Below are 24,896 nucleotides of genomic sequence, written 5' to 3'. Positions count from 1 at the left end.
CAAGTCCCTCCTTCGCCGCTACGCGGCTCGGCCTTCGAGCGTTCGCGGCATCACGACGCTCATCAATTCATTCGGACTGTGGGGCGGCCCCTCTCGTCTCACGCGAAAGCCGAGCAGCACGCCCGGGGACGCATTTTTTGCCGTCACGGATGCGGCCCTGTAGTTTTTTCGTCTCGATTCAAGACACGACACGTGTGCGCCATGTGTGCGGGAGGCGCAGAGTGACCAATTCAGGACGTCTCTCGAGGGCACGGCTCTTGCCTTCTTATCTGTCGCTGCTTTTCAGGCAGGAGACCCATGATGCGCATGCTCCCCTCTCAGCGACGACGAGTGCTCTGGAAATTGGTCCGTGCTGGACAGCAGGTGCTGTGTGAAGTGGCGCCTCATCCGTTCGGCACCGAGCTGCGCTACCTCGTCAATGGCAAGAGCATCGTGAGCCGCGTGTTCGAAGACCTCGAAGACCTCGACGCGGCAGCCGCCACCTGGTGCGACGGACTGCTCCGTCGCGGCTGGCGCAATGCGGCCATCGACGCTACGCTCGAACCCATCGCCGTCGCCTCGTAACCGACCGCGAGCACACGGAAACCCGAAGCCGCCGGACGCTGTCCGGCGGCTTTTTTCTTGGAACTCGGGCTCCGCAGGGCCTGGCTCGGAGAGTCGGCCCTCCGGCCCCATCACTGTCTCTGGCGCACGTCCAGCGTGATCGCGGTCAGCAGGGTCTCGTCCAGGAGCACGTCGAAGACGTACGTGCCTGTCTCGGCGAGTTCGAGTTCGAGGGGGAGATTGAGGCTGATGGCCGGACGGTCGTCGGAGAACTCCACGACCTTGTCGGCGACCAGCCCCTCCGAACCCGACGGGAACCAGCCGCGCAGTGTGATGGTGTGCGCGCCGCGCGTGGCACCGCCGCGCAAAGCAATCACCGCGCGCAGATTGAGGATGAGCGGCGGTGTGTTCGGATCCGAGGGATCGTCGATCGCAAGACCGTCGACGATGCCGATGAGGTTGGCCGTGCCATCCGGTTGCAGATCGATGCGCTGACACAGTACTGCCAGGGCCACGTACGGCCCGCCCGCGACGCTCATCGGGGCAGTGTAGCAGTGGCCCGGGCCCAGGGTCGGGCCGGAGGGCCGACCCTGCCCTGCCGTCGTGGTGGCAGAGCCGGCTTGCCGAGCCCGGCCGCTACTACTGAACGCATGCGGGGGGTGGGGTGAGGGCGACGGCGGCGTCGGCGGAGCGGACCGACAGGTGCTGCACTTTCGGCGGTACCGTCGGCGCGAGCGTGATCGCCACGCGGAGGGCACCTCTGTCGCACGGCATCACCCATTCGCCACGCAGGGCGTTCTCCACGAGGAACGGTCCGTCGGCCCGACAACTCCCGTGCTTCTCGCGAAGCGCGTCAATCTCGCGACGTCGGCGGTCCTTCGCCAGGTCGAGATACAGGTTGTTCGCCGCAATCCGATCCGCGAGCGCATCGTCCCACTGCTGGACGAGGCGCGTGACGTCGGCGCGCATCCGTGTGAGCGCCTCTGACGGTTGCGGACGGCGAGGGACCAGTGCGCCGGTGCGCGCGAGCGCCGCGAGCGCGGCGTCGAAGCGCGGCCCCCAGTTCGTGTACGTGAGCGATCCCATCGCCACGAGACCGACGCCGTACTCGGGAAGCCAGCGCATCTGCGATCCGTAGCCGGGCAGACCGCCCGAGTGCGCCACCACGTGGCCGAAATCACATGACTGCGCCACGCGCAGGCCGTAGCCGTAGCCGCCCGCCGTCAACTGCAGTGCGCCGTCGGCGAGGCGACGTACCGAGGCAGGACTGCCACGCCACACCTGCTGCATCTCACGGCGCGACGACCGCCGCAACGGTCCCGTATCGTCGCCATCGCGCGCAGGCCAGGCGTCCATCAACCACGCGACGTACGTCGACAGGTCGCGCAGCGACGTCAGCATGCCGCCCATCGCGCCGAACGCCCCGTCTGGCAGCGGTGGCTCTTCCTTCCACCGCTCGTCTTCCCACCGATATCCGTGCGCCACGCGAGCGGCAGGCACCGCAGGAGCGTCGAGCGTGGTGGCCGACAGGCCGAGCGGCTGGAGGAGACGCGCACGCACGTAGTCGCGATACGGCATCCCCGACGCCTGCGTGACGATGCGCCCCAGGATCGCGAAGCCGTAGTTGGAGTACTCGTAGGCCTGGCCCGGCGGGTTCGAGAACGGGATGCCCTGCCGCATGAGCGCCGACATCGCCTCGTCGGACAGCGCGAGTTGCTGGTCGCCCCACGGGTTGTCTTCGGGAAATCCCGTTGCGTGCGAGAGCAGGTGGCGGATGGTGATGCGCGGTGCGTCGCTCGTGGGATACCGCAGCGACGCCAGTTCGGGCACGTAGCGCTCTGCAGGATCGTCGAGCGCGAGCTTCCCATCGTCGCGCAGCGCGAGGATGGCCGCTGCGGTGAAGCTCTTGGTCATTGACGCGATGCGGAAGACGGTGTCCGCCGTCACGGGCGCCTGCGTCTCGGTGCTTTGCACGCCGAACGTGCCCTGGTGCACGAGTCGCCCGTCGACGACCACGCCCCACGCCATTCCCGGCACGTGCGCGTCGCGCGCGTAGTCGGTGAACGCCCTGTCGATCTCTGGATACGCCGCGGCAAACGCCGCCGCCCGGTCCGCCGGCTGCCCGGCCGCCACACCCGTCGCGAGCACGAGCGCCGCCACTGGGGTCAATGCGGCGAATTTCACGCCGGCTCCGGGCCTTCCACAAGTGCTTCGGTTTTCAGCGTCTCGGGGCCATTCTCCGTACACACGGCGTACTGGCTCGGGTACATCGAGACGCCGGCGAACTCGCCCGCCTTGTTCACGATGTAGAAATTCAGGCCGAAGCGCGGGTTACCCGACCCCTTCGGATCGAGCAGACGCTTCTCGATCGTGTTGGCCTTGACGCGGCGAAGCGCTTCCATGCCGGCGTCCCTGGGCGACTTGCCCTGACGGAGCAGCTCGACGATCAGGTACGAGCACAAACCATACAGGTTGGCCTCGCCACGGCCCGTCGAGCCTGCGGCGCCCACATCGCCATCCACGTAGAGGCCCGCCCCGAGGATCGGCGAATCGCCCACGCGGCCCGGGATCTTCCACGCCAGGCCGCTCGTGGTCGTCACGCCGCAGATCTCGCCCTTCGCGTTGATGCCGTCGCAGTTGATGGTGCCGAAGTAGTGCTCGCGGTCGATGAGGCCGTCGCGCACCATCGACCACCCGGCGTCCAAGCCGGCCTGCGCGCGCTTGTCGGGATCGAGGAAGTGCTCCGGATCGAGCCGGCGCTTCCATTCGAGCCACAGCTTCCGCGAGGTCTCGGTGTTGAGGTCGTCCTCGATGGCAAACCCCATCTGGCGCGCGAACTGCTGCGCACCGGCACCGACAAGCAGGTGGTGGTCGGTATTCTGCAGCACCGCATGGGCCACCTTCGAGGGCATGCGCACGCCTTCGAGCGCCGCGACGCCACCGGCCCGCTTCTTCGGCCCGTGCATGCAGCACGAATCGAGTTGCACCACGCCGTCGGCGTTGGGCAGTCCGCCGTACCCCACGCTCGTCTCCTTCGGGTCCAGTTCGACGATGTTGACGCCGGCGATGAGGGCTTCGAGTACGTCGGTGCCGCCGGTCATGAGCCGGAAGGCCCGGGCGACGCAGGTCTCGTTGCCGTCGTGCAGGCGGGAATTGCCGTTGGCGGAGGCAATCACCACGGGCCGCGCCTGGCTCCGCCTGACGGCCGGAGCCGGCTGGTGGGCGGCAGGGGCGCCCTCGACGCGACCGGCTAGGCCGAGGCCTGCCGCGGCGGCACCTGTGCGGACGAAATCTCGGCGATTCAGGCGTGTTGGCATGCGCCAGAGTGTACGATAGGCGGTCGATGGCCGGCCGGAATCGCTGGCTGGCCGCTCCGAGTCCGCAGGAACGCTGAAGGAACCAATGTCCGAATTCCCCGTCCTCCCCGAACGCATCGCTGGTCTCCAGGATCTGGCCACCGACCTCTGGTGGGTCTGGCACCGTGACGCGCGCGAGGTGTTCCGCCGCCTCGACTACAAGACGTGGCGGCTCACCGCCCACAATCCCGTCCGCATGCTGCGGCTGGTGAGCCCCGAGCGGTTCGCGGCCGTTGCGGCGGATCCGGCCTTCCTCGCCATCTACGACGACGCGATGGGTCAGCTTGCGGCGGCGCGCACGGGCGCGAACACGTGGTGGGCCACCCGCACGACGATCGGACGCGACAGGCCGATCGCCTACTTTTCGGCGGAGTTCGCCATCCACCAGTCCCTCCCGATCTACGCGGGCGGCCTCGGTGTGCTCGCTGGCGATCACTGCAAGGAAGCCTCGGACCTCGGGTTGCCGTTCGTGGGCGTCGGGTTCATGTACCCGCAGGGCTACTTCCATCAGGGCATGACCGCCGACGGGTGGCAGCAGGAGCACTACGAGCAGATCAACTGGGAGAACGCGGCCACGCAGCGCGCGCGTGGTGCCGACGGCGAGGAACTGGTCATCCAGGTCCCGCTCGGCAACCGCACGGTGCTGGTCTCGGTGTGGCAGGTGAAGCTCGGTGGCATCGCGCTCTACCTGATGGACACCAACCTGCCCGAGAACGCGCCATGGGATCGCGAGCTCTCGGCCCGGCTCTACGGCGGCGATCGCGAAATGCGCGTGCAGCAGGAGATCATCCTCGGCATCGGCGGCGTCCGCGTGCTCCGCGCCCTGGGCTACGACCCGGCCGTGTGGCACCTCAACGAAGGCCATGCCGCCTTCGTGGTGCTGCAACGCATCCGCGAGTTCCTCGAGCAGGGCTACTCGTTCGCGCAGGCCCACGAGCTCGTGCGCCAGGACACCGTCTTCACGACGCACACGCCGGTGCCTGCCGGCCACGACGCGTTCCCCTTCCACATGGTCGAGGCACACCTGGCCGGCTGCTGGGGGGGGCTCGGCGACCACCGGGAAGACTTCCTCGCGCTCGGCCGCTACGACAATGGCAGCGGCACGCTCTTCAACATGACGGCACTCGCCATGCGCAGCGCGGCGTTCATCAACGCCGTGAGCCAGCTCCACGGCGAGGTGACGCGCGAGATGTGGGCGCCGCTCATCTCGGAACTGCCGCCGCAGGACGAGCCCGTCAAGGCCGTGACCAACGGCGTCCACCTCACCAACTGGCTGTCGCTGGAACTGGGCTCGACGCTCGACGACTACCTGCCCGCCGACTGGCGCGCGCGGCACGACGACCCGGCCGTGTGGGACGCGGTGCTGCAGATTCCCGACGATGTCCTGTGGCGCGTGCGCGACAGGATGCGCGCGTTCATGTACCACTTCGTGCGCGATCGGGTGCGCGACCGCTGGGTGCGCGAGAACATCCCGCTCTCACGCGTGGTCGCGAGCGGCACGCTGCTCGATCAGGAAGCCCTCACGATCGGCTTCGCGCGCCGCATGACCGCGTACAAGCGGCCGGACCTGATCTTCCACGACCCCGACCGCCTCGCGCGGCTGCTCAACGACGCCAAGCGGCCGGTGCAGATCGTCTTCGCGGGCAAGGCGCACCCGGCCGACGAGGGCGGCAAGCACGCGCTGCAGGGCATCTACCGCCGCGCGCTCGATCCGCGCTTCGGCGGGCGCATCGCGTTCGTCGAGGACTATGACCTGCACGTGGCGCACTACCTGGTGCAGGGCTGCGACGTGTGGCTCAACAACCCGCGCAAGCCGCTCGAAGCCAGCGGCACGAGCGGCATGAAGGCGGCCGCCAACGGCGTGCTCAACGTGAGCATCGGCGACGGCTGGTGGCCCGAGGGATTCGCGGGCGGCAACGGCTGGCTCATCGATCCGGGCGTGGTACACGGCGATCAGGGCGCGCAGGACGCGGCCGATGCCGACACGCTCTATCGCCTGCTCGAACAGGAAGTGGTGCCGGCCTTCTACGACCGTGGCGACGACGATGTGCCGCATCGCTGGGTGCAGATGGTCAAGCAGTCGATCCGTACCGTGGCGCCGCACTTCTGTACGCGCCGCATGCTCAAGGAGTACGTGGAGCGGATGTACCTCCCCGCGTTCGACGCGAGCCTGTCTGCCAGATAGCGAGCCCTGCGATGTCGCGCCGTACCGTGTCGAGCGCGCGTTGCGCCCTGTGCAACGCGAAGGAGGTGTCCGAGCCGCGTGGCGAGGAGAAGTACTGCCGCGACTGCTGGGACAAGAAGATCGCCGTCGAGGAGATCGTGGCGCGCGAGTTCGCGCTCAAGCGCTACATCCGCGCGCACAGCGCGGAGAAATACCTCATCTACCACTCCACGCTGAAGCGTCCCTGCGGACAGCTCATCGTCGTGGACGACGGATACGATCTGTTCCTGACGCTGGCGCTGTATCCCACGTTCGGGTGGGACGAATCGGCGTACCACCTCGAGGGCGATCCGGAGACGCGCACCTTCCACGAGGTGCTCGTCGACGTGGTGGTCGCCGAGGTGATCGAACCCTGGGGCGGCGGCAAGTGGCACCTGGAAATCATCCGTGCCACGGCCGCCGAACCCGAAGAGTGGAACGGGGAGCTGTAGACAGCCGGCAACGGGCAACCGGCAAACCGGCAACCGGTGCTTCTACGAGGCGTCCCTGGCGGGTGCGTAGCGCTGGCGGGCGCGGACGTCCACGCCGGGGCGCGTCACCTTCACCTTGATGCCGCGGGTCTGCGGCTGCGCCTTGCCCGGCGCGGGCTCCGGCTGGACGTACGCCAGACGGTAGTACTGGCGGCTGTCCTGCAGGAGTTGTGCGTACCCGGCGGTGAGGTCGTTGGTCCAGCGCGTCTGCACGCCGCCGGTATTCAGTGCGAGGATGGCGTTGCTGCCCGTGACGTCCGACGCCAGCGCGGTGGGTGACCCCATCGTCGGCGGCCCCCCAGATACCCAGGGCGCGGGCGTATTCGGCGCGCGAAGACCACGCGGGTCCACCGTATAGATGGCGACATTGCCGAGCGCGGCCTCACGCAGCAGTTCGAGATAGTCAGGCCAGATGTTCTGCGTATCCCTGTTGCCAATGTCCGGTCTGAGCTCCACGTATCCGGTGCTGAAGAGCAGCAGCGCGCGTCGTTCAGCAGTATCGGACCGCACCGCTTCGCAAATCTGACCGAGCACGTCGAGGGCGATCCGCGATCGTGCCGAGGCTTCTGCCCCTCCAAGCCGGCCCGCCATGTACTGTCCGCGAGGCATCTGCCCCCGGAACTTGCGGATCGTCTCGCGAGCCGCCTCCCTCTGGGTCGAGAACTCGAAGGAGAGATTCACGGCCCCGGTCGTCGAGACGGCAAGACGATCGTACGGTCCGAGCGCATCGACCAACGCCAGCGCCGCGTCGATGGTGGGCGCCGACTGCTCGGCGGCGATGTGCAGGTCGTCGAGCACGAGCACGAAATCGCGCCGCTGCGCCGGTCCTTCCACGCGCCCGAGATCGACGAACTCGAACGCCACCAGTTCCTGTGGCTTGCCGTTGTCCAGGACGACCACTTCATCGGCGCGGAGGTCCGCCACCGGCACGCCGTCCTTGGTGACGATGGCCGACACCTCGACGACGGTGGTGCCGGCGCGGAACGCGGGCTGTGCGGGAGCCTGGCCATCGAGCGACACGACGCCAGACGAGGCGACCAAGACCAGCAGTGACAGCAGCGTTCGACGCATCCTGCCTCCTATGGAGAGAACACGTCGATTCTACGTCCTCTGCCGCCTGGTGGCGGGGTCGGCTCTCCGAGCCTGACCGGCATACGGTGATGCCAACGGGCCGGACACGTCAGGCCCTACGCCGAGCGAGAGGGGTCGGCCAGGGCGTCGACGCGGGCGCCAATCAGGGGCCAGCGGGGCGTGCCGCCGAGCGCGACGCGGACGAGCGACCACGCCCAGAGCGCGATCCCGACGGCGACAACGACCTGCACGCCCACCAGACCGATGCGGAACACGATCATGGACGAGAGCAGGCCGATCGTGGCCACCGCCATGCACAGGACACCCGCGAGGGCCAGCAGACCGAAGCCCACCGTCGACTGCGCGGCGTGCCACCGCGTGTCCCTGTCCTGCCCCTCGAGCCAGAGCACCACGAGGCCGGTGATCCAGCCGGCGGAGTAGGCCACGAGCGCCGCCTGCCGCCGGGTCAGCCCGAGCGATGTGCGCTCGGTGCTGCGCATCTAGCTGCCGGCCTTCTCGAAGCGCACCGGCCCGTCGTGTCTCTCCACACCGGCCACTGCGAATGGGGTCGTCACCGTGGCGTTCACGCTGGAACCCTCGGCCGGCGGCACCTCACGCCATTCGATGACGAGCGCGTCGCCGTCGATGCGGGCCCCCGTGATCTCGACCTTGTAGCCTGTCGTCGGCTTGTTGCCCACGAACACGCCCACGACCATCATCTGGTCGAAGGCCACCTGTGGTGCGGCCTGTTTGGTGGGCAGCGACGCCCACAGGGCACCCCACTCCTCCGGCGACCGCGCCACCGACTCGCGCGCCGTCGCGCCGTTGCTCAGCGGGCCGTGTGCGATCGGCACGATGCGCGGTGCGGTGGACGCCGACGATGTGGGCGGACCGTACACGGCGAACGTCGCCTCCCGGAACACGGCCGACCTGTTTGCGAGACGTGGTCTCGCCTCGACGTTCAGCACGTAGAGACCTGGCTCGATATCGGTCAGCGGTACCGTGAACGGCACGCCATAGCCACCACCCTTGCTGGTCCCCAGCTCGGACGACTGGCGTTCGTCTGTCGTCGAGAACACCTTCGTGCCGTCGACGCGCGTCACAGAGGTCGTGATGTCCACGGCATGCGCCGGCTGGAGCGAGTCGTACACGTCGACATAGCCGAAGAGCGTCTCGGCCGTGGCGAACCCGCGCGCGGTCGTCGGCGGCACGGGCAGCAACGCCTTCAGGGTCTCCTCCATCCGGGGCGTGGGCGTGAGCCCGGCGGCAGACGAGGACAACAGGAGGCCACTCATGCTGAACGGCACCGAGAAATCCGGGACGTCGAGGTCCATGAACACCGAGCCGACCGCGCCGTTGTTGGCCTCGCGCGCGCCGACACGCAGCTGGTACCGGCCCGGCGGCAGATCGAGCGTGGTCACCGATCTGATACCGGACTGCACCATCAGGTCCCGCGTCTGCCTGCGCAGCTTGAGCTCGAGATTGGCGCGATCGCCATCGGGCACCTTGCCCGAGAAGTCCATGGCCATCATCGAGATCTCCAGCGCGTTGGTGAACGTGTCGCCCGTTTCCCGGAGAGCGAGCTTGTCGCCGTCCACCTGCACCGTGACCGCCACCGACGTCTTCTTGTTGGCGCCCTTGAACGGGACGGCGTTGACCGACAGGCTCAGACCGGGCGTCGGGAGGGCCGCGTTGAGCACGGCCTTCACCTCGGGCGACGTCCCGGTGGCCGACTCGGTGATCTTCTTCTCGTCCCTGTTCTTCGGCGCCTGGTATGCCTTGCGCGCGAACACCTTCACGCCCTTGCGATCCACCTTCACCTGGATGCGGCGGATGCTGCCGTTGCGGCGCTCGTCGGTCGGGTAGTAGCCGAGCAGGTAGTAGCTGCTGCTGTCGCGGACGATGCGGTCGTAGATTCTCGAGAAATCGTTGGAGTTGACCGACGCGGCCCCGCCAGTCTCCTCGGCCAGCGACATCAGGTTCATCTGGGCGAGACGCTGCTCGTCGCGGAGGTTCCACGAATTGAGGCCGAGCGTGACGTCCTGCGGCGACGCCTGGATGTCCATCTCGTCGTCGGACATGGCCGACAGGCCGCGCGGATCGATCGTGTAGTACGCGACGTTGCTGCGCGTGGCCGCGCCGATCGCATCGCGCACGGAGTAGAGGACGTCGGTGGCATGCCGCGCGCCCGTGTCCGCACCCATCACGTCGACGATGTTGTAGTCGATGCCTTCGCTGTAGAAGAGAACGGCCTTGCGGCTGCCGTTGACGGTGTCGAGCACGCGCGAGATGTTGCGGAGCGTGTCCATCGAGGAACGCGCGTTGTACGCGCGCTGCGGGTCGAGCATGTCGAGCGCCTTGTCGCGCCTGGTGTCCGAGTCGCTCTCGCTCCGCATCGCGTTCATGAACTCGACGCGATTGCGGTAGTCGTCCAGCCGCTCCAGCAGCGCCGACCGGATCTTCATGCCCATGAACTTGTCGATCGACGCCAACAGCAGTTCCTTGTTCGACGTGAACTCCTGCGAGGCGTTGCTGCGACCGCTGGCATGGATCACGGCCACCAGGTCGTTGGCGGCCACGTGCTTCTCCACGAACTCGCGTGCTGCGCGCTTGACGAGATTCCCGCGCAGCGCACCGACGTGGTAGTCGTCGAGCAGGATCACGTACACGCGGCCGTCGCGCACGCCCTCGTTGCTGAACACGTCGAACTTCAGGGGCCGGCCGTCGATCAGCGTCCGGTCCGGCTGCCGGAACGGGATCTGTACGGGCTCGAAGACGGCCACCGTCTGCGGCTTGCCGTTCTCGAAGATCTGGAAGTCTTCCTTCTTCAGCCCCGACACCAGGTTCCCGTCATCGTCGGTGACGATGGCGGAGACCTCGACGTAGTCGATCTGGGCGCGGAAGGTGGGACGCTGGACGTCCTGAGCGGGAGGCTGGCCACCACCCTGCTGGGCGACGAGGGCGGCACCGGCCAGCAGCGCGAACAGCGCCGTGGATGACACGAATCTACGCATAGTGGTTCCGGGGATCGGCACCCGCACGCGTGCGAGCGCTCGATCCGAATACGCGCTGGCATCAGCGCCGGGCAACTCGGGATTATAAGACGCGACGGGGAACCCCGCGGCCGAGGTCGTATACTTTTCCGATGCCCCTCGACGTCGCCGCGATCCAGGCGAGTCTCGCCGCCGCCGGCCTGGACGGCTGGCTGCTCTACGATTTCCATGGGTCCAACCCCATCGCCCAGTCGCTGGCGGGCCTCACCCACGCCCCCAAGATGACGACGCGGCGGTGGTACTACTTCATCCCGGCGCAGGGCACGCCCCGGGGGCTGGTCCACGCCATCGAACGCCACAACCTGGACGGTCTGCCGGGGGACATGCAGGCCTACGCCGGCCGCCTGTCGCTGGACCAGGGGCTCGACGCCCTGTTGGCCGGTGCCCGCCGCGTGGCCATGGAGTATTCGCCGGACTGCAACATCCCCTACCTCTCGCGCGTGGACGCCGGGACGCTGGAGTCGGTCCGTGCTCGCGGGGTCGAGGTGGTGTCGTCGGGCGACCTGGTGCAGGCGTTCGAGGCCGTGTGGACGCCGGCGCAGGTCGACACGCACCTGGCGGCGTCGGCCGCCCTCCATCGCATCAAGGACAGGGCGTTCGACGCGCTCCGCGCCGTGGCCGCAGGCGCCCCGTCAACCGAATACGCGCTCCAGCAGCAGATGGTGCAGTGGTTCGCCGAGGAGGGGCTCGTCAGCTCGGACCCACCCGTCGTGGCCGTGATGGCCAACGCGGGGAACCCGCACTACCTGCCGACAGCCGCCGTGCACCTGCCGATCGAACGCGACCAGCTCGTGCTCCTCGATCTGTGGGGCAAGCTGGCGACGCCAGGTGCCGTGTTCGCCGACATCACCTGGGTGGGCTACACGGGCACCACGGTCCCCGCTGAGATGGCACACGCCTTCGACGCGATCGCCAGGGGCCGCGACACGGCCGTCGCCACCGTGCAGGCCGCACTCGACGCCGGGCGCTTCGCGCGCGGCTTCGAGGTGGATGCCGCGACGCGGCAGGTCCTCATCGACGCCGGCTACGGCGACGCCATCCTGCACCGGACCGGCCACAGCCTCGGCGAGAGCGTCCATGGAAATGGTGCCCACCTCGACGATTACGAGACGCGCGACGAACGGCAGCTCCTGCCCGGCTCGGGGTTCACGATCGAACCCGGCCTGTATTTCCCCACCTTCGGGGTACGCACGGAGATCAACGTCGTCATCATGGGCAGGGAGGCGCGCGTGAGCGGGCCCTGCCAGCCGGCGATCGCGGCGCTGGCCTAGCTACACAAGCAGGACGGAGAACGTACGCAATGTCCACTCGCAAGACCACGCTCTTTTACGCGGTGCTCCTGGCCATCGCCTCTGTGGCCATCGGCATGGTGCTGGCCTCGCGGCTCGACCTGTCGCCATCCTCGTCGGCACAGCCGCTGACGGCAGCCCCTCCCGCCAACAGCGCGCCCATCAGTGGCAGCATCGACGCCACGACGTTCAGGACGATTGCGCGCGAGGTCTCGCCCGCCGTCGTGAACATCCGCACCGAGTCCACGCCGCGCACCGAGGAGCTCACCGAATTCTTTGGCGGCGAGGATTTCCTGCGGCGCTTTCTGCCCGATCAGCAGCGACAGCAGAACCGCCTGCCGCAGCGGCGCCCGCGCACGCAGGGCGCCGGCACCGGCTTCATCATCGACGCCGGCGAGGGCCTCATCCTCACCAACAACCACGTGGTGGAGAACTCGAACAAGATCCACGTCGCGTTCTACGGCGACGACGCGGGCATGGAGTACGAGGCGAAGATCGTCGGGCGCGACCCGCTCACCGACAGCGCGTTGATCCAGTTGGCCAAGAAGCCCGTGCAAGCCATGCAGCAGGTGCGGTTCGGTGATTCCGACCAGATGCAGCCGGGCGACTTCGTTGTCGCGATCGGCAACCCGTTCAACTACAACCACACGGTGACCGTGGGCGTGGTGAGCGCGCTGAGCCGGCAATTCCCCGTCACGCCGTCGCGCACGGTCAACATGCTGCAGACCGACGCGGCCATCAATCCGGGCAACTCCGGCGGTCCGCTGCTCAACGTGCGTGGCGAGGTGATCGCGATCAACACGGCCATCCTCAGCGACCGCGCCGGCCAGGCCTCCAACATGGGCATCGGCTTCGCGGTACCGATCAACCTGGTGCGCGAGCTCGTGCCGCAGTTGCGGTCGGGGAAGGTCACACGCGGGATGATCGGCGTGTCAATCATGGGGATCGACGCCGAGTCGTACCAGGACTACGGCCTCACCACGCGCGCCGGCGCGCTCGTCCACGCGGTGACCGCCGGTGGGCCCGCCGCCAGGGCCGGCTTGAAACCGCTCGACGTGATCACGGAGTTCAACGGCAAGCCGATCAAGAACCGCGAACAGCTCGTCGATCTGGTGACGCGCACGCGGCCCGGCACCACGGTCCCCCTGCAGGTGCTGCGCGACGGCAAGGCGACGTCGCTCAACGTGACCGTGGGGGAACTCGATCTCGATGCGGAATCGGGCACCACGTCGGAGCGTGAAGAGAGCGTCGAGGAGAGCGCCGGCTTCGGCATCTCGCTCGACGACATCACGCCCGACATCGCGCGCCGCCTCGAACTGCCGCGTGCCACGACAGGCGCGCTGGTGACCGAACTCGACCCGACGGGGCCTGCCGCACGCGGCGGCATGCGCCGCTTCGACGTCATCACGCGGATCAACGGCGAAGCGGTGACCAGCGCCGCCGACGCCCGCAGGAAACTGCAGGCGGTGACCAGCGGCCGTCTCGCGCGCATCATCGTGCTGCGCGACGGCGAGGAAGCCGGCGTCGCCATCCGCAAGGAATAGTGATCGAGCGCGAGATCAAGCTCGAGTACCCCTCAGTTGAGGCCGCGCGTGCCGCCGTCGGCGCGCTCGGCCTTCCTCTGCTCCGCGCGCGCCGCCTCCAGGAGGACGCGCTGTACGATGCGCCGGATGGCTCGCTCCGCGCACGCCATTGCGCGCTGCGGCTGCGGCTCGAGGATGCCAGGAGCATCCTGACGTTCAAGGGGCCGCCCGAGCGCGGGACGATGAAGGTCCGCCCGGAGTTCGAGACAGGCACCACCGATGCCGCCGCCACGCGCGCCATCATCGACGCGCTCGGATACCGCGTGGTGTTCCGCTACCAGAAGTATCGGGAAGAGTTCGGTGACGCGTCGTGCGTCGTCTCGATCGACGAGTCACCCGTCGGCGTGTTCCTGGAACTCGAAGGCGAGGAGGCGCGCATCACGGCGCTCGCCGCCACACTGGGCTTCACGCCCGCGCAGTACGTGACCGCGTCGTACCACAGGCTCCATGGCGAACGCGGCGCGGCGCTGGGGCTCGGCCCGAACATGCTGTTCCCCGCATGAGCACCTGGCCACCTCCCGCCATCGTCCTCACGGCAGGCCTCGGCACGCGCCTGCGTCCGTTGAGCGACATCCTGGCCAAGCCCGCGATGCCCGTTGGCGCCGAGGCGCTGGCGTGCCGCATCCTCACGCGGCTTGCCGACGCCGGCATCCGCGAGGCGGTTCTCAACCTTCACCATCTGCCGCACACGGTGACGCGCGCGATTGGCGACGGATCGCAGTGCGGCATCCGCGTGCGTTACTCGTGGGAACAGCCGCGCGTGCTCGGCTCGGCCGGCGGTCCACGCCACGCGCTGCCGCTCGTCGACGGCGACACGGTGCTCATCGTCAACGGCGACACGCTGTGCGACATGCCCATCCGCGCGTTGTGGGACGTCCATCTCCGCAGCGGTGCGCTCGTCACGCTGGGCCTGATGCGGCACCCGCAGCCAGGACGCTATGGGGGCGTCGTGCTCGACGCGCCGGTAGCGGCGCAGGGTGAAGGTGTACTTGCGGCGGGCGCGATCGCGGGATTCGTGCCTCGCACCAGTCCGGTCCCGAGCGTGCACTTCCCCGGCATTCAACTCGTCCAGCGAGAGGTTCTCGCGCCACTGCCCGACGACACGCCATCGGAGAGCGTGCTGGAGGTCTACCCACGCCTGATGGCATCACATCCGGGAACGGTGCGCGGCGCCGTTTTCGACGCGCACTTCGACGATGTGGGGACGGTGGACGACTATCGCCGCACCTGCCTGCGCCTGGCCGGTGACGCACACGGCAACGTCATCGACGCGACGGCCGTCCTCTCCGCATCGGCCACGATCCGCAACACCATCGTCTGGCCCGGCGCGCACGTCCCTGACGACTGTCTCCTCGAGAACGCGATCGTCACGGGCCGCACCCGCCTCGCGCCGGGCACGCACGTCATCGGCGAGATCTGCTGAAGCGCAGGTGGAGTCCGCGCTATGCTGCTGCGCTGATGGTGGACTCGTTTCAGGATCGTGTGGAGCAGTATCTCGAGCGAAGCGGGCATCGCGCGCGTGGCGTGCGCGTGGTGCCGCTCACCGGCGATGCGTCGGATCGACGCTATTTCCGCCTGATTTCTCCCGACGGACGGACGATGGTGCTGGCGGGCTATCCGGCACCGTTCGACGACTCGCTGCCGTTCCTGAACGTGACGCGCCTGCTCGAACGAATGCCGGTGCCGGTGCCGTCGATCCTCGACGAGGCACCCGACCTGGGGCTGCTGCTGCTCGAAGACCTCGGCGACGTGACGCTGCAGGCGCACCTCGGCATGGCGACGCCCGAGGAGCACAGCCAGCTCTATCGCGAAGCGGTCCGTCTCATCGCCACGCTGCAGCATCGCGGGAAGGACCTCGCCTCGGACACGTACCTGCCATACGGCATCGCGTTCGACGAGGCGAAGCTGGGCTGGGAGATGGAGTTCTTCCTGAAGCACTACCTGCTCGGTTACCGCGGCGTGGCGCTCGACGACGTGACGCTGGAGGCGATCCGGGTCGAGTTGCGCCTGCTCGTCCAGCGCCTGGCCGCTGAAGAACGCGTGCTGTGCCATCGTGACTACCACAGCCGCAACCTGATGCTGCACAGCCAGCGCCTGTACCTGATCGACTTCCAGGATGCCCGCCTCGGACCCGATACATACGACCTCGCGTCCCTGCTGCGCGATTCGTACGTCGACCTGTCGGATTCGATGGTCAACTGGCTGCTGGCGTACTTCCTCGCGCTCACCGGCCGCCCGGACACCGAACGGGCGTTCCGCGAGCGCTTCGACGCGATGTCGCTGCAGCGCAACCTGAAAGCGCTCGGCACGTTCGGCTACCAGACCACGGCGCGCCAGAATCCGGTGTACATCCAGTACATCCCCCGCACCCTGCGCCACGTGCGCACCAACCTGGCGCGCTATCCGGCGTTCGGCAGACTCCACGATCTCCTCGCCGCCCACGTCGACGAACTGCGCTGAACGCCTGACGTCCGAGCGCCTGCCTTCCCTGACTTCCTGAGTAGAATCTTCCCGTGGACTTCGGTCTCTCCACGCACCTGTTCCACGCCGAGACGCTCGGGCCGTCGCAGCTCGAGGCGATCGCCGCTGCGGGCTTCACCGCAGTGGAGGTGTTCGCCACGCGATCGCACGTCGACTACCACGACCTGCAGGTGGGACGCGATCTGGCGCGCTGGTGCGCCGACGCCGGCGTCCGCCTGCACAGCGTCCACGCGCCGATCACCGAGTTCCTGCACGGCACCACGTGGGGCCCGCCGTTCTCGACGGCCTCCGCGGATCCCGCGCACCGTGCGCGGACCATCGCCGAGTGCACGCACGCCCTGGAACTGGCGACAGTGGCGCCTTACCAGTACCTCGTGCTGCACCTGGGCGTCCCCGACGAATACGCGCCGCCGACCGGCGACAACCAGCGCGACGCGGTGCTGCGCACGCTCGATGCGCTCATCCCCGTCGCCAGTCGCGTCGGCGTACGCATCGCCGTGGAGCTGATCCCGAACGCCCTCTCGACAGCGCGTCAGCTCGTCCGCCTCATCGAAGACAACGACCTGACGACGCTCGGCATCTGTCTGGACGTCGGCCACGCGCGTCTCCAGGGCGACGTCGTCGACGCCCTGGAGGAGGTTGCGGGATACCTCGTGACCACGCACCTGCACGACAACGGCGGCCGCAGAGACGACCATCTGCTGCCCTTCGCCGGCGCGATCGACTGGGCGGAACTGGTAATCGGCTTCCAGAAGGTCGGCTACGACGACACCCTCCTGTTCGAACTCGCCGCCGCCCCCGACGGCTCCCTCCCGACCCTCCACCGCGCCGCCGCCGCCCGCCGACGCCTGGAATCCCTGGTCCTCGACACCACGTTCACGTTCGAGGATCAGTAAACAGAACGGCAACCGGCAACCGGCAACCGGATGGCCTCCAATCCTTTCCTCATTCCTCCGTCCTCTGTCCTGCTCTGTGCGATCCTGTCCCTTGACCATGCCGCCCGTCGTCTACATCCAGGACATCGCCAACCACGCCGGTCAGGAGGTCACGCTCCGGGGCTGGCTGCACAACCGCCGATCCAGCGGGAAGATCCATTTCCTCATCGTGCGCGACGGCACCGGGTTCATCCAGGTGGTGATGTCGAAGGCCGACATCGGCGAGGAGCGGTTCGCGCAGGCCGACCATCTCTCGCAGGAAACGGCGATCGTCGTCACGGGCACGGTGCGCGCCGATGCGCGCGCCAAGGGCGGGTTCGAGCTGACGGGGACGGGCTTCACCGTGATTGCCGAGGCGCACGACTTCCCCATCACGCCCAAGGAACACGGCGTCGACTACCTCATGGATCGGCGGCACCTCTGGATCCGATCGCAGCGGCAGCACGCCGCGCTGCGCGTGCGGCACGAGGTGATCGACGCGGTGCGCGACTTCTTCAACAGCCGCGGCTTCATCCTCGCAGACACGCCGATCTTCACGCCGTCGGCGTGCGAAGGCACCACCACGCTGTTCCCGGTGCGCTACTTCGACGACACGACCGCGTATCTCACGCAGAGCGGACAGCTGTACAACGAGGCCAACGCGATGGCGCTCGGCAAGACGTACTGCTTCGGCCCGACGTTCCGTGCGGAGAAGAGCAAGACGCGCCGGCACCTCACCGAGTTCTGGATGGTGGAACCCGAGGTGGCCTATGCCGATCTCGACGACACCATGACGCTCGCCGAGCAGCTCGTCGAGTCCGTCGTCGCTCGCGTGCTCGACAAGCGGCGCCCGGAGCTCGCGCAGCTCGAACGCGACACGTCGAAGCTCGAAACCGTGACGACGCCGTTCCCGCGCATCTCGTACACCGACGCGATCGATCGCCTGAAGGGGGCCGGCCTGCCAGTCGAATGGGGCGGCGACTTCGGCGGCACCGACGAGACCGTGCTGTCGGGCCAGTTCGACAGGCCGGTGCTCGTTCACCGCTACCCGGCTGCGGTGAAGGCCTTCTACATGAAGCCCGACCCGGAGCAGCCGAACCTGGCGCTGTGCGTCGACATGCTGGCGCCCGAAGGCTACGGCGAGATCATCGGTGGCGGCCAACGCCTCGACGACTACGACCTGCTCCTGCAGCGGATCAAGGACCACGACCTCCCGCAGGAGGCGTTCGAGTGGTACCTCGATCTCCGCCGCTACGGCTCGGTCCCCCACGCCGGCTTCGGCATGGGCATCGAACGCGTCGTCGCCTGGATCTGCGGCCTCGAACACGTCCGCGAAACGATTCCGTATCCGCGGATGCTGTACAGGCTGTACCCATGAAGATCGGCCTCGTTTCCCTTGGGTGTCCCAAGAACCTCGTCGACTCGGAGGTCATGCTCGGCCTGGCCGAGCAGGCGGGGCATGTCGTGACGGCGGATGCGTCGGACGCCGACGTGCTCGTCGTGAACACGTGCGCGTTCATCGATTCGGCCAAGCAGGAATCCATCGACACCATCCTGGAGATGGCGCAGCACAAGACCGGCGGCCGCGCGCGACGGCTCGTGGTCACGGGCTGCCTGGCGGAGCGATACCGCGAGGAGTTGCGAGAACAGATCCCCGAGATCGACGCCGTGCTGGGCACCGGCGAGGTGGACCACATCGTCGGCGCGATCGCGGGTGAATCGCAGCACGCCGCCGCAGCAGCGCCGGTCTCGCTCTTCACACGAGGGGCTGACGGCACGGCACAGCCACATCAGGCCAGGGCACATCAGGCGCGCGCCGCGCGGCACCGCGATGCCGACGCGCCGCTGCCCACCTACCTGTACGACGCGGCCACGCCTCGACGCCTCACCACGCCGGGCCACTACGCGTACGTGAAGATCGCCGAAGGCTGCGACTACAACTGCGCGTTCTGCATCATCCCGAAGCTGCGCGGCGCCTATCGCAGCCGCGACGAAGCGTCGGTGGTGGCCGAAGCGCGTGCGCTGGCGGCGCGCGGCGTGAAGGAACTGCTGCTCGTGTCGCAGGACACCACGTTCTACGGCATCGATCGCGACAGGCAGGATCGCGGCGCGCTCGGGCGCCTGCTGCGGGCGCTGAACGCCATCGAGGGACTGGAGTGGATCCGGCTCCTGTACCTCTATCCCACCACGATCACCGCCGAGACGATCGAGGCGATGGCCGCCTGCGAGAAGGTGGTGCGCTACGTCGATCTGCCCCTGCAGCACGCGTCGGCGGCGATGCTGAAGCGGATGCGGCGGCCCGGCACGCGCGAGAGCTACATGCGCCTGCTCGCCTCGCTGCGCGACGCACTGCCCGGCGTCACGCTCCGCACGACGTTCGTGGTCGGGTTCCCGGGCGAGACAGAGGACGATGTCGACCAGCTCGTGGACTTCGTGAAGACGGTCGAGTTCGACCACGTCGGCGTGTTCACGTACTCACATCAGGACGGCACCGCTGCTGCCTCGCTGGAAGACGACGTGCCGGCCGCCGTGAAGCAGAAGCGGCAGCGCCGCGTCATGGCGGCGCAGCGGCGGATCGTCGCGCGGCGCCAGAAGGCGCGCATCGGCCAGCGCGTCCGCGTGGTGGTGGACGGTCCATCGCCCGAGCACGACCTCGTCCTCCAGGGCCGCCTCTCCGGCCAGGCCCCGGAGGTGGACCCGGTCGTGGTGTTCACCGACTGCGACCCGGCCGACATGCCCCCCGGCACCTTCCTCGACGCCGAGATCGTCGACGCCGCCGGCTACGACCTCATCGTCAGACCTGTCTGAATGACGAATGCTGAATGACGAATGAATGACATGCGGTTGCCGGTTGCCGGTTACCCGTTGCCGGTTGCCGGCTGTAGCGCGCGAGCGCGAAGGCGGGCCCAGTGCCCGGCTGTTGTGGTACAGTCCTCGATTGGAGTTCAGGCTACCCTTCCGGAGTGGGCCGCTTTGCCCACTCTTTGTGTTTCAGGGGTCGCTGTCTCGTTGACGTGACAACCGATACGCGCCTGGCGCGCGTCCGGACGGCGGCCGAACGGGTCGCCGGATCCTGCGGGCTCGACATCTTCGACATCCAGCTGCGGCGGGAGTCGAGTGGCTGGGTGCTGCGCGTCGTCATCGACCGACCGCTGCAGCGCGACGCCGAGGGTGGCGTGGTCGTGGAGACACCGGAGCAGTCCATCGGCATCGAGGACTGTCAACGGGTGAGCACTGACCTGAGCACGATTCTCGATGTCGAGGACGTGCTCGACCACGCCCATACTCTCGAGGTGTCGTCACCGGGCCTCGATCGACCGCTGCGACACGCCGATGACTATCGGCGGTTCAGCGGGCGGATCGCAAAGCTGGTGGTGCCTGGTGGCGTCGAGGGTCAGACGCATTTCGAAGGCCGGATTGCCGGTGTGGAGGACGAGGCCGTCATCCTGCAGGTGGGGCGCCGCAAGGAGCGGCGGATTCCGCTGGCAGCGATCGGTCGGGCCCGCCTCGAGGTGGAGTTCTAGACGCGATGAGTACCAACCCGCTCGTGCAGTCGATCGAGACCCTCGCCAAGGAGCGCGGGATCGACCCTGACATTGTCATCACGGCCATCGAAGAGGCCGTCCTGACGGCGTCCCGCAAGTCCTATGGCAAGGACGGCGAGAACCTCAAGGCACGCCTGAACCACGAGACGGGCGAGGTCGAGCTCCTCGCGGTGAAGAAGGTCGTCGAGACCGTCGCGGATGCGGCCACCGAGATCTCGCTGGCCGACGCGCAGGACATCTACAGGGTCTACGGCGAGGAATACGCGGCCGGCATCGAGCTCGAAGACGAGATCGAGTTCCCCAAGAGCAAGGAGAAGCTCGGACGCATCGCCGCGCAGACCGCCAAGCAGGTCATCTTCCAGAAGGTGCGCGAAGCGGAGCGTCGGAACGTGTTCGACGAGTTCTCCTCGCGCGTCGGCGAAGTGGTGACCGGCACCGTCAAGCGCTTCGAGCAGGGCGACCTCATCGTGGAGCTCGGACGCATCGAGGCGAACCTGCCGCGCAAGGAGCAGTCGCGCGCGGAGAACTACGCCATCGGCGACCGCGTACGCACGGTGATCAAGAGCGTGAACGAGAACCTCAAGGGACCGCAGGTGATCCTCTCGCGTACCGACCCGGCGTTGCTCGTGAAGATGTTCGAGCAGGAAGTGCCGGAGATCTACGACGGCACCGTGATGATCCGCGGCGCCGTGCGCGAGGCGGGCGACCGCGCGAAGGTGGCCGTCTACAGCCGCGAGCGCGACGTGGATCCCGTTGGTGCCTGCGTGGGCATCAAGGGCACGCGCGTGCAGGCCATCATCCGCGAACTGCGCGGCGAGAAGATCGACATCGTCGAGTTCTCGGAGGATCCGGTGGAGTTCGTGATGAACGCCATCAGCCCGGCCCGCGTGCAGCGCGTGACGATCCTCGACGACCAGGATCGCGTGATGGAAGTGGTGGTCGAAGACAAGCAGCTCTCGCTCGCGATCGGCAAGAAGGGTCAGAACGTCAGGCTCGCCGCCAAGCTCACGGGCTGGAAGATCGACATCAAGAGCGAGGAAGAGAAGCGCAAGGAAGTCGAGGCGCAGCTCGCCGGGTTCGACTGGAATGCCGTGGCCGAAGGGCAGGCCGACGTGCCGCTCACGGGCGCGGCAGCCATGGATGCGCTCTTCGATCCCAACATGGGTGCGGCGCCTGCCGACGAGCAGGCCGTTGCCGAGGCCGTCACGGCAGACGAGGTCGAGCCGGCAGGCGATGCACCAGCCCCCGTGGACGTCGAGGCCGACACCGCCGCGGCGGGCACGACCGACCAACCAGAGCAGACGTAGGACCCACGCGCGCGCCGCTGCGGCGCAGGGCGAGGGAGAACGAAGGCCGGACGTGCACCAACCGCACGTCCGAAGGCTGGACTAGAACGAAGGGGACACGTTGTCGACTGTCCGGATCTACAAAGTCGCGGAACTGCTGAACGCACCGAGCCAGGAGGTCATGGATCTCCTCAAGGCGGAGGCGGGCATCGAGGTGCGTTCGGCCTCGAGCACCATCGAAGAGGTGGTGGCCCGGCAGTTCGTGGAGCGCCATGCGCGCACGCGCAACATCGCACTCCCGCCCGCCGCGCACATGTTCAGTGAAGGCCCCGCCGCACGCCCGGGTACCGCCGGGAAGAAGGGGGCCGCGAAGACCGCGGCCGCGCCGGAGCCCCCGAAGGCGGCCCCGCTGCCGCCGCCCCGTCTCGTCAAGGCCCTGAGGGTACCCGGCGCGCCCGTCGCTGCCCCACCGCCACCAGCCGCCGTGGCCGCCGAGGCGCCCGTCGTCGAGGCACCCGCGCCCGTCGGCACATCGGTCGACGTCCGCGAGACACCCGTGGTCGCCGAAGCGTCCGCGCCGGAGGCGGACGCGCCGACGCCGGCTGCGCCCGTCGCGCCGCCGGTCGCCGACGTGCCGGCGGAGCCGACACCACGTGCGAGCGACACGGCACCGGCAGCAACCGGGGTCACCGGGCCCGAGGCCCCTCCCGCGCGCGAACCGGAAGGCGCCGCCGCGGCGGCCGACGGTCAGAGCGATCCCGACCGCCAGGTGCCCTCGTCGCTGCGTCTGCGCGTCGAGGATCCGAATCGTCCGGTGAGCGCGCCACCGATGCGTCCGCCCCGGCCGGCCCCAGCGCCGGCGGCTCCCGTGCGTCGCCCACCGCCAGCGGCAGGCCCCGCTGGCCCTGCCGGACCGGCAGGGCCGCCGCGACCGCCGTCAGCAGGGCCGCGTCCGCTGCCACCTGGAGCCGCGTTGCCAGGTGGTCCGCGTCCGCTGCCCACGCAACCCATTCGCTCGCCGCTGCCGCAGGTGGCGCGTCCGAGCTACCAGCCGACGTACGCCAACATCGGCCGCGCCCCCGGCGTTGTCGGTCCCGGCGGACGTCCGCTCGGCGGTCCCGCCGGCCAGCCGGGTCAGCGCCCGGGTGCCGCGCAGTTCCCGCGTCCGCCACAGCCCGGGGGTGGCTATCGCCCGGGCGGCCCGGGCGGGCACCGCCCGCGTCCTGGCGGCAGGAGCAGCGGCGGTCGTCGTTCGCGTCTCGAAGCGCCCGTGGTGCAGGGCCCGGCGGCGCCGCCGCCCATCACCCGCATCATCACGCTCGCCGAGGGCATGACGGTCAAGGATCTGGCCGACAAGCTCGAAGCCAAGGTCAAGGACGTCATGCGCGTCGTGCTCGAACAGGGTATGCGCATGACGATCAACAGCACGCTCGACGCCGACACGGCCACGATGCTCGCGCGCCAGTTCGGCGCCGAGGTCGAGGTGCGGTCGTTCGAGGAAGAGATCGTCGAGATCGAGGACGTCCCGAACAAGCCGGAGGATCGCGTCACGCGCGCACCGGTGGTGACGGTGATGGGCCACGTCGACCACGGCAAGACGACGCTGCTCGACAGCATCCGCACCACGCGGGTCGCCGAGCGCGAGGCGGGCGGCATCACGCAGCACATCGGTGCGTACGCCGTGGAACTCAACGGTCGCAAGATCGTGTTCCTCGACACGCCCGGCCACGCGGCGTTCACCACGATGCGTGCACGCGGCGCGAAGGTCACCGACGTGGTGGTCCTCGTGGTCGCTGCCGACGATGGCGTCATGCCGCAGACGCGCGAGGCCATCGATCACGCACGCGCGGCGAAGGTGCCGATCATCGTCGCCATCAACAAGATCGACAAGCCCGACGCCAACCCCGAACGCGTCATGCGCGAGCTCTCCGAACTCGGTCTCCTCGCCGAAGCGTGGGGCGGCGACACGGTGATGGTGCCCGTGTCGGCCAAGGCCAACCAGAATCTCGACACGCTGCTCGAGATGATCCTGCTCGTCACCGAAATCGGCGAGCACAAGGCCAACGCCGCGCGCAACGCCTCGGGCACGGTGCTCGAAGGCAAGCTCGATCGCGGACGCGGCCCCGTGGCCACGGTGCTCGTGCAGGACGGCACGCTCCACGTCGGCGACACGGTGCTCGTGGGCACGATCGTCGGCAAGGTGCGCGCGCTGCAGGACGACCGCGGGCGCTCGGTGCGCGAGGTCGGCCCGTCGACGCCCGTCGAAGTGCTCGGGCTCGGCGGCGTCCCCACGCCAGGCGACACGTTCCAGGCCGTGGACGACGTGGCCAAGGCCCGCCAGATTGCCGTGTTCCGCGAGGAACAGGCCAAGGCCAAGTCGCTCGGCGCGCGTGGCGGCCGCATGACGCTGGAGTCGCTGCAGAAGCACATCGCCGACGGCGGTGTGAAGGAGCTCGCGCTCATCATCAAGGCCGACGTGCAGGGCTCGGCCGAGGTGCTGGCCGACTCGCTGCAGAAGCTCGGCGACGAGCGCATCAAGGTGCGCGTGATCAGCTCGGGCGTCGGCGCGATCAACGAGTCGGACGTGCTGCTGGCCACCGCATCGGACGCGATCGTCATCGGCTTCAACGTGCGCCCCGACCGCAACGCCGAATCGGTGGCCGACCGCGAGAAGGTGGACATCCGCCTCCACTCGATCATCTACAACGTCACCGACGAGATCCGCGCCGCGATGGCGGGGATGCTCGAACCGACGTTCAAGGAAACGCGCATCGGCGTGGCCGAAGTGCGCGAGGTGTTCCGCGTCCCGAAGGCGGGTACCGTCGCAGGCTGCTTTGTGACCGAAGGCGTCATCCGCCGCTCGGGCGACGTGCAGGCCCGCCTCCTCCGCGAGGGCGTGGTCGTCCACACCGGCAAGCTCAGTTCGCTGCGCCGGTTCAAGGACGATGTCTCCGAGGTCAAGAACGGTCTGGAATGCGGCATGACGTTCGAGCGCTACAACGACGTCAAGGCCGGCGACACGATCGAGGTCTTCACGACCGAAGAGATCGCCGTCACGATCCCCGGATAGCAGGAATGCCG

20 protein-coding genes are annotated in these 24,896 nt (G+C 68.4%); 14 read left to right on the top strand and 6 right to left on the bottom strand.

Translation table 11 applies throughout. The features are described from left to right. Positions 1 to 297: 297 nt before the first annotated feature. Positions 298 to 564, top strand: a complete 267-nt coding sequence (locus IT182_01440) for a hypothetical protein (GenBank protein MCC6161993.1) — start codon at positions 298 to 300, stop codon at positions 562 to 564. Between the two features lie 110 nt (positions 565 to 674). Here IT182_01440 and IT182_01435 read toward each other — a convergent pair whose 3' ends face one another. The 3 genes from IT182_01435 to IT182_01425 all read right to left on the bottom strand — a co-directional run bounded on the left by IT182_01435 (position 675) and on the right by IT182_01425 (position 3,860). Further along, positions 675 to 1,082, bottom strand: coding sequence for a hypothetical protein (locus IT182_01435; protein ID MCC6161992.1), 408 nt, complete (start codon positions 1,080 to 1,082; stop codon positions 675 to 677). Positions 1,083 to 1,182: 100 nt separating this feature from the next. Next, positions 1,183 to 2,712 (bottom strand): beta-lactamase family protein, encoded by a 1,530-nt coding sequence (locus tag IT182_01430; GenBank protein MCC6161991.1) that lies wholly within the window; start codon positions 2,710 to 2,712, stop codon positions 1,183 to 1,185. A gap of 11 nt (positions 2,713 to 2,723) precedes the next feature. Continuing rightward, positions 2,724 to 3,860 carry a N(4)-(beta-N-acetylglucosaminyl)-L-asparaginase gene (locus tag IT182_01425; protein ID MCC6161990.1) on the bottom strand — a complete coding sequence of 379 codons (1,137 nt, stop codon included), beginning with the start codon at positions 3,858 to 3,860 and terminating at the stop codon, positions 2,724 to 2,726. An 85-nt stretch (positions 3,861 to 3,945) separates the two neighbouring features. Between IT182_01425 and glgP the strand changes: the two genes are divergently transcribed. Both glgP and IT182_01415 read left to right on the top strand, forming a co-directional pair. Further along, a complete protein-coding gene (gene glgP, locus IT182_01420; protein ID MCC6161989.1) occupies positions 3,946 to 6,084 on the top strand; it encodes an alpha-glucan family phosphorylase in 2,139 nt (712 codons plus the stop codon). Positions 6,085 to 6,095: 11 nt separating this feature from the next. Next, positions 6,096 to 6,554 carry a hypothetical protein gene (locus IT182_01415; GenBank protein ID MCC6161988.1) on the top strand — a complete coding sequence of 153 codons (459 nt, stop codon included), beginning with the start codon at positions 6,096 to 6,098 and terminating at the stop codon, positions 6,552 to 6,554. A gap of 42 nt (positions 6,555 to 6,596) precedes the next feature. On the opposite strand, the gene IT182_01410 is transcribed toward IT182_01415, so the two are convergent. The 3 genes from IT182_01410 to IT182_01400 form a co-directional block, all read right to left on the bottom strand. Next, on the bottom strand, positions 6,597 to 7,664 hold the full coding sequence (locus IT182_01410) for a VWA domain-containing protein (protein MCC6161987.1): 1,068 nt from the start codon (positions 7,662 to 7,664) through the stop codon (positions 6,597 to 6,599). A 116-nt stretch (positions 7,665 to 7,780) separates the two neighbouring features. Beyond that, entirely contained in the window at positions 7,781 to 8,164 is a 384-nt protein-coding gene (locus tag IT182_01405) for a hypothetical protein (GenBank protein MCC6161986.1), read from the bottom strand. After that, on the bottom strand, positions 8,165 to 10,678 hold the full coding sequence (locus tag IT182_01400; protein ID MCC6161985.1) for a VWA domain-containing protein: 2,514 nt from the start codon (positions 10,676 to 10,678) through the stop codon (positions 8,165 to 8,167). It lies immediately after the preceding gene. A 131-nt stretch (positions 10,679 to 10,809) separates the two neighbouring features. On the opposite strand from IT182_01400, the gene IT182_01395 reads away from it, so the two are divergent. The 11 genes from IT182_01395 (at position 10,810) to infB (ending at position 24,885) form a co-directional block, all read left to right on the top strand. Next, positions 10,810 to 11,988 (top strand): M24 family metallopeptidase, encoded by a 1,179-nt coding sequence (locus IT182_01395; protein MCC6161984.1) that lies wholly within the window; start codon positions 10,810 to 10,812, stop codon positions 11,986 to 11,988. A gap of 29 nt (positions 11,989 to 12,017) precedes the next feature. Next, positions 12,018 to 13,550, top strand: coding sequence for a PDZ domain-containing protein (locus tag IT182_01390; GenBank protein ID MCC6161983.1), 1,533 nt, complete (start codon positions 12,018 to 12,020; stop codon positions 13,548 to 13,550). Then, positions 13,550 to 14,092, top strand: coding sequence for a class IV adenylate cyclase (locus IT182_01385; protein ID MCC6161982.1), 543 nt, complete (start codon positions 13,550 to 13,552; stop codon positions 14,090 to 14,092). Before IT182_01390 ends, IT182_01385 begins: the two co-directional genes overlap by 1 nt. Then, complete coding sequence (locus IT182_01380) at positions 14,089 to 15,012, top strand: NDP-sugar synthase (protein ID MCC6161981.1); 924 nt, start codon at positions 14,089 to 14,091, stop codon at positions 15,010 to 15,012. Before IT182_01385 ends, IT182_01380 begins: the two co-directional genes overlap by 4 nt. Before the next feature lie 35 nt (positions 15,013 to 15,047). After that, the gene (locus IT182_01375) at positions 15,048 to 16,049 is read left to right on the top strand and encodes a phosphotransferase (protein MCC6161980.1); all 1,002 of its coding nucleotides are present in this window, start codon (positions 15,048 to 15,050) and stop codon (positions 16,047 to 16,049) included. 53 nt (positions 16,050 to 16,102) lie between these two features. Continuing rightward, positions 16,103 to 16,966, top strand: coding sequence for a sugar phosphate isomerase/epimerase (locus IT182_01370; protein MCC6161979.1), 864 nt, complete (start codon positions 16,103 to 16,105; stop codon positions 16,964 to 16,966). Between the two features lie 97 nt (positions 16,967 to 17,063). Beyond that, the gene (asnS, locus tag IT182_01365; protein MCC6161978.1) at positions 17,064 to 18,362 is read left to right on the top strand and encodes an asparagine--tRNA ligase; all 1,299 of its coding nucleotides are present in this window, start codon (positions 17,064 to 17,066) and stop codon (positions 18,360 to 18,362) included. Continuing rightward, positions 18,359 to 19,792, top strand: coding sequence for a 30S ribosomal protein S12 methylthiotransferase RimO (gene rimO, locus IT182_01360; protein MCC6161977.1), 1,434 nt, complete (start codon positions 18,359 to 18,361; stop codon positions 19,790 to 19,792). Before asnS ends, rimO begins: the two co-directional genes overlap by 4 nt. Positions 19,793 to 19,998: 206 nt before the next feature. Next, on the top strand, positions 19,999 to 20,508 hold the full coding sequence (locus IT182_01355) for a ribosome maturation factor RimP (GenBank protein ID MCC6161976.1): 510 nt from the start codon (positions 19,999 to 20,001) through the stop codon (positions 20,506 to 20,508). Positions 20,509 to 20,513: 5 nt separating this feature from the next. Further along, entirely contained in the window at positions 20,514 to 21,836 is a 1,323-nt protein-coding gene (nusA, locus tag IT182_01350) for a transcription termination/antitermination protein NusA (GenBank protein MCC6161975.1), read from the top strand. 100 nt (positions 21,837 to 21,936) lie between these two features. Beyond that, a complete protein-coding gene (gene infB / locus IT182_01345; protein ID MCC6161974.1) occupies positions 21,937 to 24,885 on the top strand; it encodes a translation initiation factor IF-2 in 2,949 nt (982 codons plus the stop codon). Positions 24,886 to 24,896 lie beyond the last annotated feature (11 nt).

It is taken from the genome of Acidobacteriota bacterium (assembly GCA_020845575.1).
Taxonomy (GTDB): domain Bacteria; phylum Acidobacteriota; class Vicinamibacteria; order Vicinamibacterales; family Vicinamibacteraceae; genus Luteitalea.
Note: the sequence above shows the minus strand (reverse complement) of the source record. Positions and strands in the feature narration are given on the sequence as shown.